The sequence below is a fragment of the Chryseobacterium sp. genome (genome assembly GCF_008014695.1).
GTDB lineage: Bacteria > Bacteroidota > Bacteroidia > Flavobacteriales > Weeksellaceae > Kaistella.
On the sequence record NZ_VOXE01000004.1, the window covers coordinates 157,184 to 171,821 of the forward strand.

Sequence of the window (14,638 nt, forward strand, 5' to 3'; positions counted from 1 at the left end):
ATTTGTTAGTTTGAATCCAGAATTCCGCTGGTCTGCAGAAGTTTCCGGTACGCAAGCGCGGCATCGGCCTGAGCATTTACCACATTCACGTTTGCCGAAATCTGTGCAGCGTCAGCATCCAGCAACTCCGTTATCGTAGCCAGCCCGTTGTCGTATTTATTCTTCGTCACCCTGTAATTCTCGTTGGCCTGTGCGGCGGCTTTTTCGTAAACAGCGATTTTTTTCCGTGCAAAATCTGCATTCTGAAAATCCCTGTTCACCTCAAGTTTAATCTGGTCACTGAGCATTTCATTTGTAGCGGAAAGCTGGTTCTGACGTGATTCAGCCTTCATTAAAGCAGAATTCTTCTTCCAGAGATTATCGATGTTGTACTGGATTCCGACCCCGACGTTTGCGGCATTCATCACTGTTAAAATCTTCGGGATTTCGGCGGCAACGTAGCCTCCCGTCAAAGCAATAGTGGGTAAAGACTCCGCTTTTGCAGACCTGATTCCCAAAGCAGCGGCTTTTCGCTGATAATCCAGAGCCTGAAGATCCTTTCTGTTATTCGTCGCCTCGTTCATATAATAAGAAACGCTTTCATTCGGAGAAAATTCAGAAGTATATTGGCGGTCGATTTCAATTGTGGTGGTTTCCGGAAGTCCCAGAAGCAGATCCATATTGATGTTCGCAATATTATAGTTATTCTGGGCTTCCAGTAACTGGAGTTCGATATTCGAAGTCTGCAGATTGGCTTTAAGCCGGTCATTTCTTGGAATTATTCCGTTGGTTTCGAGTTTCAGAAAGGATTCATCCCGCTTTTGGGACGCAGAAAGGTTTTCTTCCAGCACCTTGATCGCCTGGCTCGCTTTGAACAGATTATTGTAAGCCTGAGAAACGTTGTAAGCAATTTCGAGTTTATCATTTTCAGCATTCAGTTTTGATGCTTCCACCAAATATTCAGCCGACTGAATGCCGTATCTGATTTTTCCGCCTGCAAAAACGGGGAGAGACGCAGAGACATTTCCGTAAAAAGCAGAATTGGCTTTCGGTGAATTTCCGCCGCCATCTGAAGGTGGTAAAATTTTCAGGTTCACATCTGCATTCGCGAGTGCCAAAGCACTTCCCGATATACTCAGACCCGGAAGTCTGCGGTTTTTGGCATCCAGATAATCGGCAGTGGCTTCCTGAATTTTAGCTTCATCGATCTTCAGATTTTTAGAATTCCGGATGCCCAGCTGTACTGCCTCATCCAGCGTGAGGAGTTTTGTTTCCTGAGCGTTAATGCCTGTTCCTCCAGCTAAAAAAGCAAGCACAATAACGGCATTATTAATTTTCTTCATAACCCAAAAGGTTTTTTAAAATGTTAGTGATGTGGATTTTTAATTCGTCGAAGTATTGATTTTCGTAGTTTTCATCGGCTTTGAAATACTCTTTATAGACCTTGAGCGTGTGAAGGGAAGAGAAAATGATTCCGGAAACAGTGGAATGAAGAAATTCAAGACGTGGTTTTTTGGTGAAGACTCCGCTTCTCAGTCCGCTTTCAATAAGCTCTGCGTAAATATCCAGAAAGCCCATTTTAGATTCATTCAGGAACTTCACAATGTGCAGGTTCTTGTTGGTGAGCTGTTCGCGCTGCATAATGATGTAAAAAGTCTGAAGTCTTTTCACCCGTTCCGTATACCTGTTGATGATCAGGTTTAGTTTTTCCCATTCGTTCAGGTCCGGATTCGCAAGAACTTCTTTCGTAAACAGGAGACTTTCCGTCATTCTGACTTCAAAAATCCTTTCGAAAAGTTTTTCTTTTGAGCCAAAATAGTAAGAGATCATCGAAATATTGACGTTCGCCTCCTTCGAGATTTCCCGTGTGGAAGTTCCTTCAAAACCTTTTTCGGCAAAGAGTTTTTCGGCGGTAAATAAAATATTTTCTTCTTTAGAAATCATGTTCTGATGATTTTGACGGTGCAAATTTACACAAATATTTAAATAAATCAAACGATTGATTGATTTATTTAAATATTTTTTCTCAGCAGTTTAGAATGGATGAAATTATTAGATATTTCGCTTTTAGAAATGATACTATTTCATAAATATTCATAACTTTACTCAGTTATTAATAAATAAAATCCAAATATGAAAAAAATAATTTCAGTTTTAGCCATCACTGCATTTACCATGACTTTTGCACAGGAAACCCCTAAAAAATCCTGCTGCGCGGGTAAAGACGCCAAAGAATGCAAAATGGACGGTAAAAAAACAGCAAAAAGCTGTGACATGAAAAATCACAAAGACTGCAAGATGGATCATTCTAAAATGCGAAAAATGACCGCAAAAAAAGCGGCCTGATTTCGGTTATTTTGAAAAAGCAGATGCCACTCCGGTCCGGAGTGGCTTTTTTTAGGGTGATTTGTGAATGTAGCGGGACAGTTTGATCCCGAGATCCGTCCACACAATTTTCGCGTTCGCATTCCTTTCCAAATGGTAATCGGCATTGGAAATCTCTTCAAGAATGGCTTCAATATTCGCGCCGTGAATGAACTTTGAAAAGCCATCCCATTTGAACCCTTCAGAATTAATTTTTTTATAAACCAGATCAGTGTTTCCGTAGTTCTGCAACAGTGCAAGGCGGAACATTTCGGCACAGTAATCTAGGAATTTCTTCTGTTTTTCGCGGTTCCAGAGCGAAATATTCCTGCCCCAGAAGACGATGTTTTTCAGGAATTCAGGTTTCTTTTTCACCTGAAAGGCCTCACGTACCCACCGAACAAAAAGTTCTTCAAACTCGGCATCGGAATGTTCTGAAGCCATGAGTTTCTGTGCGGCATTCCAGTTTCCCTGCGCCTGAAATACGATTTCAGCAATTTTTTCAGAGGGTATTTTTCTGCTTTTATGGATGAAAATTTCCATGTCTTCGTCGGAAATACGGGGAATTTCCACGAGCTGTGTCCGCGACAGGATTGTTGGCAGCATATCATCGGTGTTATCTGCAATGAGGATAATCAGTGTGTCCTTCGGCGGTTCTTCCAGGAATTTCAGAAATTTATTGGAAGCAGAATCGTTCATTCGGTCGGCCTGCCAAATAATGAGGATTTTGCTGCCGCCTTCAAAGCTTTTAAGGGAGAATTTATGATTCAGTTCATCAATTTCATCGGCATAAATCGTGAGCTGTTTGTTCTCAGATTCCAAAATACGGCTCCAGTCTTCCGCACTTGAATACGGATTTGCCATAATCATATCCCGGAAATCATCAAAATAATTGCTGCTGAGACCGCTGTTATTCACTTTAAAAACCGGAAAACTCAGATGCAGGTCGAGGTGGTTCAGATGCTCCACTTTCGAAGAGGCGTGTTCATTCTCTTTTTTAAAGACTTCTTTTGCGAAAGCGAGGGCTAAAGGCAGCGTTCCGTATCCGTCGGTTCCTACAAAAAGCTGGGCGTGGCCTACCCTTTTATTTTCGATGCTGTCTTTCAGGAGGCTTTTGAGCTTTTCCTGGCCTGCAATTTCTTCCCAGTTCATTTTTCAAAGATAAATATTTTGCCGGAAAACGCTAACCGGAAACCATCAGAAATAGGAACAGCATCACCTTTTCATGCCGAAACGTACTTAACAAACTTTAACCAAAGTAAATTTTCTCAATTCATTAATATTTAGGATATTTGCGCATTATTTTTAAAAACTCAGAATGAAAAGATTTTTTGCATTATCATTTATTTCCGCAGGATTTTTCCTGAATGCGCAAAGCATTGGTAACTCTCCTTATGCCGCCTATGGAATCGGTGATGTAAAGTATGACAATACAGTTGAGACTTCTGCAATGGGTGGAATTACGACTGCGTATATCAGTGACTTCAACAACAGTTTCAACTTCAAAAATCCGGCCGCCAATTCAAACCTTGAACTTACGACGATCAAATTTGAGGCAACTAATGAAAATAACTTTTTCACAACGGATAACACGAAGTCAACAAAACACTCCACTTACTTATCAAATATCTCCATCGCCTTTCCGCTTTCTCAAAAAGCGAAATTCGGTATCGGTTACCAGCCTTACAGTTCCAAGAGATACAATATCCTGAATTCTAAAACGCTTGATGACGGATCAGTAAGAGTCAATAATTTCAGAGGAGAAGGAAGTTTGAGCACCGTTCAGGCAGCTTTTTCATATGCGGTAACTCCAGATTTTTCATTGGGTGTACGAAGCAATTTCTACTTCGGAAATCTTTATGATATTGATGAAGTAACCCTTTCTGATGCTGAACTGGTAAACGGTTATGAAACCAAGAATAACATCAAGAATTTCAATTTCACATTAGGAGCAACCTATCAGAAAAAATACGACAACGACCGAAAACTGACTTTGGGGGCCACTTCCACATTGGGAAATACGACGGATATGGAGACCCTCTATACCAACAGCACCTATTATTATGTAACAGGTGGTGAAAAAGCGTATTTGGATGTGATTGAGCAAAGAAACTCCATCTCTAAAAACCTGATTCCTTTCGAAGCCTCACTCGGTGCAGGTTTCGGACACAATCTGAAATGGTTTGTATCTTCGCAGATCGATTATAAAAAAGGGGAAAGCATTCAGTTTCTAGGACTTCCTTTCCAATATGAAGATTCATACAGGGTCTCAGCAGGCGGCTGGTATTTGCCAAACATCAATAATTTCCGAAATTATTTCTCCAGAATCACTTACCGTTATGGTGCGTATTATGAAAAAGGTAATCTTAACATTAACGGGACGAATATCAACAAATACGGGATTACTTTAGGAGCTTTGTTTCCATTCAAAAACAATTCTGCAAGCAGAATGAGCGGCATTGATCTTGGACTGGAACTGGGAAAACGCGGTACTGTTCAGAACAATCTCATCAACCAGAATTTCGTGAATCTTAAAATAGGAATTAATTTTGCCGACAAATGGTTCAGGAAAAATCTCTATAATTAATGGTTTTTTTTTCGCAGAAAATAAATTTTAAAAATATAGCCTTCCTTTACGGATGTGCTATATTTTTTATGATTTCCTGCGAAGAAGATCTCGATACTTTCGGCGGTAAAAAAAATACCAATTTCCCTTCACAGGTCATCAACAATGCCAAAATTGTACAGCGGGATTCAGGCTTTGTAAAACTTAGGGCCACCGCTCCGCTGATCGAGAAATACGAACTCATCGATTCTCCGTATGTGGTAGCAAAAAAAGGAATCAATATTCTTTTCTTCGACAAGAAAAAACCCGATGTTCCCGGAAAAATCACCGCAAAATATGCCAAATTTTCGGAGATGAAAAAATTCTATGAGGCGAAAGGCAATGTAAGAATTGTGACCAACGAAGGTCAGATTTTTGCGATGCAGACTGTTTATTGGGATCAGAATAAGAAGGAAATTTACACCAATGACACGGTTTTCGTTACCGATAAAGACGGTTCGACTTTAGTTGGCGCTAACGGCATGAAAGCCAAAGATGATTTTTCGGAATATGCTTTCTACAACAATTCCGGCGACATCAATGCCAAAAAAATACCGGAAAAGAACCAGTAATTTCTTATTTTTATCAAAATATTACCATGATGTACCAAGTCATCGGTCTGATGTCCGGCACAAGTCTTGACGGCCTCGATCTTTGCTTTGTCCGTTTTCAGAAAAATGAAAAATGGCAGTTTGAAATTCTTCAGGCTGAAACCATTCCGTATCCGATTGATTGGGAAGAAAAACTCCGGAATTCCATCCTGCTTTCGTCCGAAGAACTTCTTGAGTTTCATTCTGAATATGGATTTTATTTGGGGAAACAGGTCAATGCTTTCATTCAAAAATACCAGCTTGAAAATGTAGATTTTATCGCTTCCCACGGTCACACTGTCTTCCACAATCCGAAAAAAAAATACACGTTTCAGCTCGGCGATGGAATGGCTCTGAAAGCCACAACAGGAATTCCCGTAATCTATGATTTCCGAAGTCAGGATGTTATTTTAGGAGGCAACGGTGCACCTTTGGTCCCGATTGGGGATGAACTTCTGTTTAAGGAATACAGCGCGTGTTTAAATTTAGGCGGTTTTTCTAATATTTCCATGAAAAAGGAGGGGAAAAGAATTGCGTTCGATATTTGTCCTGTTAATATCATGCTCAACCGGTTCGCCGCAGAACTCGGCAAAAAGTATGATGAAAACGGGCTTCTTGCCCGCAACGGAATTGTTGATGCCGAACTTTTATCATTTTTAAATGCGCTGGATTTTTACAGCCAGGGTCCACCAAAATCCCTCGGAATTGAATGGGTGATAAAGGAAATTAATCCTATTATCCTGAACCGAAAACCCGAAGATCTTCTGGCGACCTTTACAGAACACGCTGCGGTACAGATTTCAAAAGTTTTTAACACCTATGCCCTTAAAAATGTACTGGTATCCGGCGGCGGAACCTTTAATTCTTATTTAATGGAAAAAGTCCAGCGGAAAACGCAAACCGAAATCATTATTCCCGACGAAAAAATCATCCATTTCAAGGAAGCGCTTATTTTTGCGTTTATGGGTATGCTGCGGACGAGAAACGAAATCAATGTTTTGGCATCAGCCACAGGAAGTATAAAAGATCATTCTTCCGGAATTAACGCATAAAAAAACCTTCATTTCTGAAGGTTTTAATTTATTGATACGTCTGTTCGATCTTATCGGTAAGGGAATTGATGAAATTCTGAAGTGGCTTTTCGACCATCATTTTGATGAAAGGATTGAATTTCCCCTCAAAAATCATCTGAATTTCAGTTTGGGCTTCACTTAATTTTGTAAGGTGGGTTACCAACTCAAAATCAAGACTGGAACTAGCAGATTTCAGGACCGCTTTATTGTCGGTTACTTCTGCGATTTTAAGCGCAATTTCAGGCATTCCTTTCAAGCTGAATTTAAAACCATCTTCTCTTGTTTCAAAAGTCTGGAGGCCTTCAGGCATCAGCGCTTTATAATTTTCGGGGGTTTTCAGTAATTCTGTTAATTCGGCCGCTGATTTATTAACAATTATTTTTCGTGCTTCTAAATTCATTTTTATATTTTTGTTCCATTAAAAAAGTCCTGCAAATGTATAAAGTTTTTGTTAACGAAAAAAAATTATTGTTGTCGAAATATCCTGCGGATATCGAGAAGAATTTAAGATTTGAAGGATTTGCCACACTGGAAATTGCAATTGATCTGCTGCAGAACACGTCTTGCCCCATGCTGAATGTATATGGCGAAAATATTGAAGAAATCTGGGAAGATTTTACGCATATGTTCCGCGTGATTGAGGCTGCAGGCGGTATTGTAAGCAACAGCAGTGGCGAACTTTTATTCATTAAAAGGCTTGGAAAGTGGGATCTCCCGAAAGGAAAAATTGAAGAAGGCGAATCGCTGGAACAGACGGCATTGCGTGAAGTTGAAGAAGAAACAGGACTGAAAAACCTGATTCTTGAAAAATTTGTCAATAACACCTTCCACATTTACACCGAAAGAAACGGAGACCGGATCCTGAAAACTACTTACTGGTTCAAAATGACCTGTGTGGGCGACCAGAAAGCCGTTCCCCAAATTGAGGAAGGCATCACTCATGTCGCCTGGAAGAACAATGAAGAAATCCAGGAGGACGTGCTTCCTTCGACTTTCAAAAATATCAAACTGATCTTAAATGAATTCTGGTCGGAGGCCGATTAAATAAAACTGATTATTTTTTCCAGTGCAATTCCTCTTGAAGCTTTCAGGAGGATATTTTTTGACTTAATTTTATTTTCCTTAAGAAAACCGATGAGATTTTCAGTGTTTTCGAAGGCTTTTTCGGAACCGTTCACCATTTTAAAATACTTTCCAACCGTCATGATTTCATCGAAATTCATTGCTTTTGCAAACTTCAGAATATCTCCATGTTCCTTTTCACTCTCCTCTCCGAGCTCAAGCATGTCTCCGATGATAATTGTTTTAGTCCCTTCAAATGAACTGAAATTCTTCAGAGATTCGGTCATGGAACTCGGATTCGCATTATAGGTATCTAAAACCATCGTCTTGCCGTCCTTCTGCATGATTTGGGAACGCATATTGGTAGGAATGTAGTTTTCAATTGCAGATTTAATCTCATCGATTCCGATACCGAAATGCAGTCCGAAAGCTGCTGCTGCACACAGATTGGTAAAATTATAACTGCCGGTAAGTTTAGACTGTATTTTCCTACTGCCGAAAGCCAATCCAACATAATTCTTTTCAGAAAATTCCTTAAAAAAATACTGAGAATTTTCTTTTCCGAAGGTGATGCGGTTGGGATAATCTGCAGTTTTCTGCAACTGAATGGAATCATTTTCATTCACTAAAATAGTTTTGCCATTTGATTTCAGATAATCATACAGTTCAGATTTGCCTTTTACTACGCCTTCAAACCCGCCAAAACCTTCCAGGTGAGCTTTACCAAAATTGGTAATGTACCCGAAGTCCGGCTCCGCAATAGAACACAGCATTTCGATTTCTTTCTGGTGATTGGCACCCATCTCAATAACCGCGATTTCATGTTCCGGTCTGATGGAGAGCATCGTCAACGGAACACCAATGTGGTTGTTCAGGTTTCCGAAAGTATACTGCACCCTGAACTTTTCAGAAAGAACAGCGTGAATGAGTTCTTTCGTAGTGGTTTTCCCGTTGCTTCCTGTAAGTGCAATAATGGGAATATTTAAATTATTCCGGTGATATTTTGCAAGTTCCTGTAAAAAAATTAAGGTAGAAGGAACATAAAAAATATTTTTCGCTTCGTTTTCATATTCCTTCTGCTCAACAATAACCGCCAAAGCGCCGCTTTCGAAAGCTTTATCCGCCATAACTGCCGCATTGAACTGTTCTCCTGAGAAAGCAAAGAAAAGGTCGTTTTTCTGAACAGTCCTGCTGTCGATGGTTACTTTACCGGCCCTAAGAAAAATAGGGTAAAACTGTTCTGCATTCATGGGTCAAAAGTAAAAAATCCTTCCGAAAATTCGGAAGGATTTTTTACTTTATTTTTGATAATATTTTATCTTCTTGATCTGTTGTCGTCGTGGCTTCTTGAATCCTGAGCAACACGGAAACCAATCCAGCCGTAAGCTTTTGTCTGGTCTTTGTATCTTCTCTGACCCGGATCCAGCCAATAAGCTGAGTCCTGCCATGAACCACCTTTCACTACACGAATATCGTTGGTTATTGCGGAAGTTCTTTCTTTAGTATCTTTCTGCATAATAACGCGGCCACGTGAATCAACAATAAAGTTTTTTCTAGGTGCATTATACATATTATAAGAGTTGGCACTGTCGGTAGATTCTCCACGGAAATTCAGTGAAGACTGACGGTCACCGTCTCTGAAATTACCGAAATTGGCAACTGTTTCACGTTCGAACTGACCTGGAAGTCCTCTGTAAACCAATCTTCCATCGGCAAGTGTATCATATTTGATATCGCCAGCTTCGATTTTCTTAAGGGTTCCATCTCCGTTTCTAACAATGGCCTGCGGTGCATTTCCTCTGTAGTAATTGAAATCGTTATAATCTGAATCAATGATAGGTCTGTACACATCAGCGGTCCATTCTGCTACGTTTCCATACATTCCGTAGATTCCAAGATCGTTTGAAGGATATTGTCTTACATCAGAAGTCTGTGCAGAACCGTCGTTTTTCCAACCCGCAACACCGGAGTAATCTCCTGTTCCGTATTTGAAATTCTCCATGAACATTCCTTCATTTTTTCCTTTTTTGCCTCTCAACTTCTCAATTTCAGGAGTTTTTCCCAGATAATTGTTATATTCTCTGTTCTTCTCCATTCCTAGCGCTGCATATTCCCACTCCACTTCCGTTGGAAGTCTGAATTTGGTTACTATGGCAGCATTTGGAGATCTGTTTGCAGCAAGCAGACGTTCATTGGTGGTTTTCATACCGGATTTCTGCTGCATTCTTTTATCATTGATATACTCTTTCATTTCAGGATCATTCGCTTTGAATTTATCCATATTGAAAGCAGCTCCACCAACATTGTTGGATTCATTGATATAGAAATCTTTGGCAATGATTCCGGCATCCATCAAAGCTTTTTCGTTTGCTCTGTCGGTAAGCCATTCACAATATCTGTTCGCCTGATCAAAACTTACTCCCACTACCGGGTAATAGTCATATTCAGGAGATCTGAAATAGGTTTCAGAAAAATCATTACGCGACAGCTGATTGTCCCAAAGTAAAGTATCAGGTAAAGCGCCGGTGTAGATATTAGTAAAACTAGGATCTGACGGTGGGAATACATACTTTAACCAGGTTAAATACTCGCGGTATTCGTAATTGGTAATTTCAGTTTCGCCGATGTAGAATGAACTCACCTGCATTCTGCGTGGTGTGTTGTTCCAATCGTGCATGACATCATCTTTCACTAATCCCATTGTAAACGTTCCTCCTTCTACATACACCATTCCTGGCCAACCTTTTTGTTTTGGCTGTTTACCAGCATAAAACCAGCCTTTGGAATCGTTAGGTTTCCAACCGGTTTTACTTACAAATTTTTTGGTTCCTCCTCCTTTGCTTGTTCCGGAGCCGCCGCAGCTGGTGAGTACAAGTGTAGAACTGAATGCTATTAATGAAAACAACTTTAGTTTTTTCATAGTTGGTTTAAATATTTTCAAAGTACAAAGAAAAAATAAATTATTCAATTAATCAAGTAAAGATTTGATTTTTTTGCAAAACGTTTAGAAATTAATTTTATTGTCTCATATAATTTCTCTAAAATTTTCGTTTATTTTGTATTCTAGAATTTTAATTCCTTTTATGAAAACAAAATTTACGGTTATTTTTTTCTTTTTGGTTATTTCACTTGTAAATGCTCAAAGAATCGATCTTCAGTGGGAAGGCTCGAAAACAAGAAGTTTTGGTGAAATAAATATGAATCTCCCCAGTTTCAAGAACGAAGGTTTTTCATTTGACCAAAATAACATTTTTATCAATATAAAACAAAAAACAGAAAAAAAAGATATTAAAATTACCAATCTGCAGTGGGTTGGGGTTCCTGACAAAGAACTTTTTGACCTCAACAAAAATTCTCTAATCGATTTTGATCAAACCTCCGTATCCTACTCTTCGGGCGAAACCGGCAACATTGCGCAAATTAACGTAGCCCTGTTTAAACTTGAAAAAGGGAAAATCCAGCGGCTTGCTTCTTTTGAAATATCTTCCGGGAATACTGCTAAGAACAATGGCGCTTCCAAAATAGGAAGCACAATCAATCCGCTCTCCGACGGAAATTTTTATAAGATCAAAGTAGACCGCAGTGGAATATTTAAGATTACAGCAGATTTTCTTCAGCAGAACGGAATTAATCCAGCATCGGTGAATCCTAAAAATTTCAGAATCTACGGAAACGGCGGTTTGATGTTGCCTGAATTTAATCAGGATTCACGGTACGGTGCGCTGCAGGAAAATGCAGTTCAGGTAGTAGGAGAAGATGACGGGGTCTGGAACAGTACAGATTACGCTCTCTTCTATGCACAGGGACCCGATGGCTACAACCTTTATGATACTGCAAACGGAGGTGGCTTCAAGAGAACAGATACCCGTACTGACCGAAGTAATCATCTTAAGAATATTTATGAGGATTTTTCCTATTATTTCATCAGTTTTGATAAAGGTCCGGGAAAAAGAGTGCAGACGGTAGACGGAAACCTCCCCTCTACTCTTATTACCAGATATGATGATTACCAGTTCATAGACGAGGAAAAGAAAAATTTATTGAAACTGGGAAGAATATGGGCTGACGAATTGCCTTTTACCACCGCAAAAGTTGTCACTTTAGCTACAAAATCACCCATCCAACCGACTGACGTGATTAAATATCGGACTCAGGTTATAGGATTTAAATCCCAGGGCAACCATATATCATTTAATATCAACGGACAAAATGTAGAGTCGCAATCCATCGCGCCGAACGGACAGGACTTTGTCCAAATGCGGTACAGTGGGAATATTTCAAACCTCACGGGCAGCGCAATTACGCTGAATTACACTCCAAACATCACTTCAAATCCTAATGGTCTTTTTTACTTTGATTATATCGAGGTGCAGTATAAAGAAAACCTTAAATTCAACGGGACCCAGATGAATTTCCGGGACTTCTCAATGGAAAGCGGCTCCCTTCAGAATTATGGATTTTCTATTTCTGATGCAGCTTCGCTGGAGCAGGTTTGGGATGTTACCGACATTACAAATGCCAACAGAAGGGTAAATAAAGCTGGAGGATCACTCTTTAATTTCGGATATATTTCCCAAAATATGGATTTTAATAATGAATTTGTGGCTTTCAAAGCTGCATCTGCATACCTACCTGCGTTTGTGGGTAAAATTGAGAACCAGAATCTTGCGGCCATGCAGAATGTGGATTATCTGATACTCACAACACCGGAAATGATGTCGAATGCACAACGGCTTTCCACTTATCATCAGACCAAAAGCAATCTTCAAACTAAAATTGTCGACATTAATAAAATTTATAATGAATACAGCAGCGGAGGCCAGGATTTAACAGCAATCCGGGATTTCATAACAAAATTGAATACTCCGGCCGGAAGTTTAAAATATGTTTTTCTGCTTGGAGATGCCACTTATGACTATAAAAATCGGACTCCAAACAATTATGATGTGGTTCCTTCTTACCAAAGTGAGGAAAGTGGCAATTTTGTTTCTTCCTTCGTTACCGATGATTACATCGTAATGACTCAGCCACAGACCTCCACGAGTTTAGGGAATATGCTTCCGGATTTACCTGTAGGAAGACTTCCTGCTGCTACAATTACAGAAGCAACGAAACTCATTGATAAAACACTGGCTTATTACAACGCATTACCGGGACAGTCGACCCCGTTTGGAGAATGGCGGATGAAGATGGATTTTATAGTGGATGATGACAATGATGGTGGCGGACCTTTCCATAATTATGTAGAAACCGCTATTGCCGACACCTTTGAAGGAACCACCGATAAACCTGAATACAACATCCGGAAACTTTATCAGGATGCATTTGTGCAGCAGAGTTCTGCGGGCGGACCGCGTTATCCGCAGGTGAACCAGGCTATTTCCAATGACATCGGCAACAGCCTTTATTTGTTTTATTTCGGGCATGGCGGAATCAATGGTTGGGCTCAGGAACGGGTACTCACTTCAGATGAAGTACAGAATTCCAATAATTTTTCGAATGTTTACAGCCGCTTTCCTTTGGTCTGCACCATTACTTGTGAATTTACGCTCTGGGATGAGCCGAATACATTTTCTGTAGGTGAACAATTCATCAAACATAAAGACGGCGGGGCAACCACCATGATTACTTCGAGCCGCGCCATTGAGGTGAATTACGGACTCAGCTATACCGATCTTTTTACAAAAACCCTCTTTAAATTGACAAATGATGATTTTGAAACTTTGGGAAGAGCCAATTTAATCGCCAAAACGAATTTTGGGGCCAATTCTAACCATTTAAAGGTTAACTTTCTGGGAGATCCGGCTATGAAACTAAGCCGCCCTAAAAGACTTTTGGTGATTGACCAGATTGTAACGCCTGTGCCGGGTCTTATAAGAGCGCTGGATTTTGTAAAAATCACAGGTCATATCAACAACCCGAATGGCAGTTTAAATAATACCTTCAACGGCAGAGTGGTCATTAATATTTTCGATAAAAGGCTCAATAAAAGCACCCTCAACAACGATGGGAACCTAACACCTGTCCTGAATTATACCGAAGAAGGGAGTGCAATTGTAAAAGCTTCGGGAACTGCAGTAAACGGTGTATTTACAGTTGAATTCTATGTGCCGAACGATATCAACTATACTGTAGGTACCGGAAGAATACTCGCTTATGCAGATAATAAAGTTATTGATGTCTTCAATAACCAGCCGTATCAGGTTGGAGATATTAATCCCAACGGTATTAATGACAATGAGCCACCGAAAGTTCATTTGTATATGAACAATACCAATTTTGCAAACGGAGGAATCACAGATCAGAATCCAATGCTCCTAGCCTGTGTTACAGACGATACCGGAATAAATTCAACCGGGGCGGGAATTGGTCACGATATTACTGTATATTTGGATGGCGAAATTATTAACACCGTGGTTTTAAACGATTTCTATTCGCCGGGTGAAGGAAACGGCTGCGTAAATGCTGGTTTAGCAGACTATCAGAAAGGGAATGTCACCTACCCTTTCAGAAATCTGACTCCGGGTGAACATCTTTTAACTTTTAAAGTTTGGGACATCAACAATAATTCGACTACAGAAACGTTAAAATTTGACGTGAAAGATGAAACCAATCAAAGTCTCATTATCAACAGACCTTTGAACTGGCCCAATCCTTTTACCAATAAGACCTATGTGCAGTTTGAGCACAACTGTGATGATATTCTGGATGTGAATGTTCAGATTTATACAATAACCGGAAAATTGGTGAGGACTTTAACACAGACTGTTGTTTCGGAACCGTTCTTACAGGGCTTCAGAACACCAAGACAGGCCATTGAATGGGATGGTAATGATGATTTTGGTGATTCGGTAGCAAAAGGTACGTATATTTTTAAGATATTTGCAAAAAGCCAGAACCAGGAAAAATGTAAGGGAAGTGCAACGGCTGTCGAAAAGATGGTTCTTTTAAAATAAATAAACTAT

12 protein-coding genes are annotated in these 14,638 nt (G+C 39.9%); 6 read left to right on the plus strand and 6 right to left on the minus strand.

The genetic code is table 11. The features are described from left to right. Positions 1–5: 5 nt before the first annotated feature. Entirely contained in the window at positions 6–1,322 is a 1,317-nt protein-coding gene (locus FUA25_RS11730; protein ID WP_147757113.1) for a TolC family protein, read from the minus strand. Further along, the gene (locus FUA25_RS11735) at positions 1,309–1,923 is read right to left on the minus strand and encodes a TetR/AcrR family transcriptional regulator (protein WP_147757114.1); all 615 of its coding nucleotides are present in this window, start codon (positions 1,921–1,923) and stop codon (positions 1,309–1,311) included. The genes FUA25_RS11730 and FUA25_RS11735 overlap by 14 nt, the downstream gene beginning before the upstream one ends. A gap of 189 nt (positions 1,924–2,112) precedes the next feature. Here FUA25_RS11735 and FUA25_RS11740 point away from each other — a divergent pair, with 189 nt between their 5' ends. Next, positions 2,113–2,325, plus strand: a complete 213-nt coding sequence (locus tag FUA25_RS11740; RefSeq protein ID WP_147757115.1) for a hypothetical protein — start codon at positions 2,113–2,115, stop codon at positions 2,323–2,325. A gap of 51 nt (positions 2,326–2,376) precedes the next feature. Here FUA25_RS11740 and FUA25_RS11745 read toward each other — a convergent pair whose 3' ends face one another. Beyond that, a complete protein-coding gene (locus FUA25_RS11745; protein ID WP_147757116.1) occupies positions 2,377–3,495 on the minus strand; it encodes an ATP-binding protein in 1,119 nt (372 codons plus the stop codon). Positions 3,496–3,661: 166 nt separating this feature from the next. Here FUA25_RS11745 and FUA25_RS11750 point away from each other — a divergent pair, with 166 nt between their 5' ends. From FUA25_RS11750 to FUA25_RS11760, 3 genes are all read left to right on the plus strand, one after another. Continuing rightward, a complete protein-coding gene (locus tag FUA25_RS11750; RefSeq protein ID WP_147757117.1) occupies positions 3,662–4,930 on the plus strand; it encodes a hypothetical protein in 1,269 nt (422 codons plus the stop codon). Positions 4,931–4,998: 68 nt separating this feature from the next. Beyond that, positions 4,999–5,520 carry an LPS export ABC transporter periplasmic protein LptC gene (gene lptC / locus FUA25_RS11755; RefSeq protein ID WP_410493480.1) on the plus strand — a complete coding sequence of 174 codons (522 nt, stop codon included), beginning with the start codon at positions 4,999–5,001 and terminating at the stop codon, positions 5,518–5,520. 26 nt (positions 5,521–5,546) lie between these two features. Then, the gene (locus FUA25_RS11760; protein ID WP_147757119.1) at positions 5,547–6,590 is read left to right on the plus strand and encodes an anhydro-N-acetylmuramic acid kinase; all 1,044 of its coding nucleotides are present in this window, start codon (positions 5,547–5,549) and stop codon (positions 6,588–6,590) included. 28 nt (positions 6,591–6,618) lie between these two features. Here FUA25_RS11760 and FUA25_RS11765 read toward each other — a convergent pair whose 3' ends face one another. Next, on the minus strand, positions 6,619–7,011 hold the full coding sequence (locus FUA25_RS11765; RefSeq protein WP_147757120.1) for an SRPBCC family protein: 393 nt from the start codon (positions 7,009–7,011) through the stop codon (positions 6,619–6,621). A gap of 35 nt (positions 7,012–7,046) precedes the next feature. On the opposite strand from FUA25_RS11765, the gene FUA25_RS11770 reads away from it, so the two are divergent. Beyond that, on the plus strand, positions 7,047–7,655 hold the full coding sequence (locus FUA25_RS11770; protein WP_147757121.1) for an NUDIX hydrolase: 609 nt from the start codon (positions 7,047–7,049) through the stop codon (positions 7,653–7,655). On the opposite strand, the gene FUA25_RS11775 is transcribed toward FUA25_RS11770, so the two are convergent. Together FUA25_RS11775 and gldJ are read right to left on the minus strand one after the other, a co-directional pair. After that, complete coding sequence (locus FUA25_RS11775) at positions 7,652–8,923, minus strand: UDP-N-acetylmuramoyl-tripeptide--D-alanyl-D-alanine ligase (protein WP_147757122.1); 1,272 nt, start codon at positions 8,921–8,923, stop codon at positions 7,652–7,654. The genes FUA25_RS11770 and FUA25_RS11775 overlap by 4 nt on opposite strands. A 65-nt stretch (positions 8,924–8,988) precedes the next feature. Further along, positions 8,989–10,593 (minus strand): gliding motility lipoprotein GldJ, encoded by a 1,605-nt coding sequence (gene gldJ, locus FUA25_RS11780; protein WP_147757123.1) that lies wholly within the window; start codon positions 10,591–10,593, stop codon positions 8,989–8,991. Positions 10,594–10,756: 163 nt separating this feature from the next. Here gldJ and porU point away from each other — a divergent pair, with 163 nt between their 5' ends. After that, positions 10,757–14,629, plus strand: a complete 3,873-nt coding sequence (gene porU / locus FUA25_RS11785) for a type IX secretion system sortase PorU (RefSeq protein ID WP_147757124.1) — start codon at positions 10,757–10,759, stop codon at positions 14,627–14,629. Positions 14,630–14,638 lie beyond the last annotated feature (9 nt).

Excerpts from the sequence above, each read along its gene's own strand:
- FUA25_RS11760 (WP_147757119.1), top strand. The coding sequence starts at position 5,547 with ATGATGTACCAAGTCATCGGTCTGATGTCCGGCACAAGTCTTGACGGC.
- FUA25_RS11775 (WP_147757122.1), bottom strand. The coding sequence starts at position 8,923 with ATGAATGCAGAACAGTTTTACCCTATTTTTCTTAGGGCCGGTAAAGTA.
- lptC (WP_410493480.1), top strand. The coding sequence starts at position 4,999 with ATGATTTCCTGCGAAGAAGATCTCGATACTTTCGGCGGTAAAAAAAAT.
- FUA25_RS11735 (WP_147757114.1), bottom strand. The coding sequence starts at position 1,923 with ATGATTTCTAAAGAAGAAAATATTTTATTTACCGCCGAAAAACTCTTT.
- gldJ (WP_147757123.1), bottom strand. The coding sequence starts at position 10,593 with ATGAAAAAACTAAAGTTGTTTTCATTAATAGCATTCAGTTCTACACTT.
- FUA25_RS11745 (WP_147757116.1), bottom strand. The coding sequence starts at position 3,495 with ATGAACTGGGAAGAAATTGCAGGCCAGGAAAAGCTCAAAAGCCTCCTG.
- FUA25_RS11770 (WP_147757121.1), top strand. The coding sequence starts at position 7,047 with ATGTATAAAGTTTTTGTTAACGAAAAAAAATTATTGTTGTCGAAATAT.
- FUA25_RS11730 (WP_147757113.1), bottom strand. The coding sequence starts at position 1,322 with ATGAAGAAAATTAATAATGCCGTTATTGTGCTTGCTTTTTTAGCTGGA.
- FUA25_RS11750 (WP_147757117.1), top strand. The coding sequence starts at position 3,662 with ATGAAAAGATTTTTTGCATTATCATTTATTTCCGCAGGATTTTTCCTG.
- porU (WP_147757124.1), top strand. The coding sequence starts at position 10,757 with ATGAAAACAAAATTTACGGTTATTTTTTTCTTTTTGGTTATTTCACTT.
- FUA25_RS11740 (WP_147757115.1), top strand. The coding sequence starts at position 2,113 with ATGAAAAAAATAATTTCAGTTTTAGCCATCACTGCATTTACCATGACT.
- FUA25_RS11765 (WP_147757120.1), bottom strand. The coding sequence starts at position 7,011 with ATGAATTTAGAAGCACGAAAAATAATTGTTAATAAATCAGCGGCCGAA.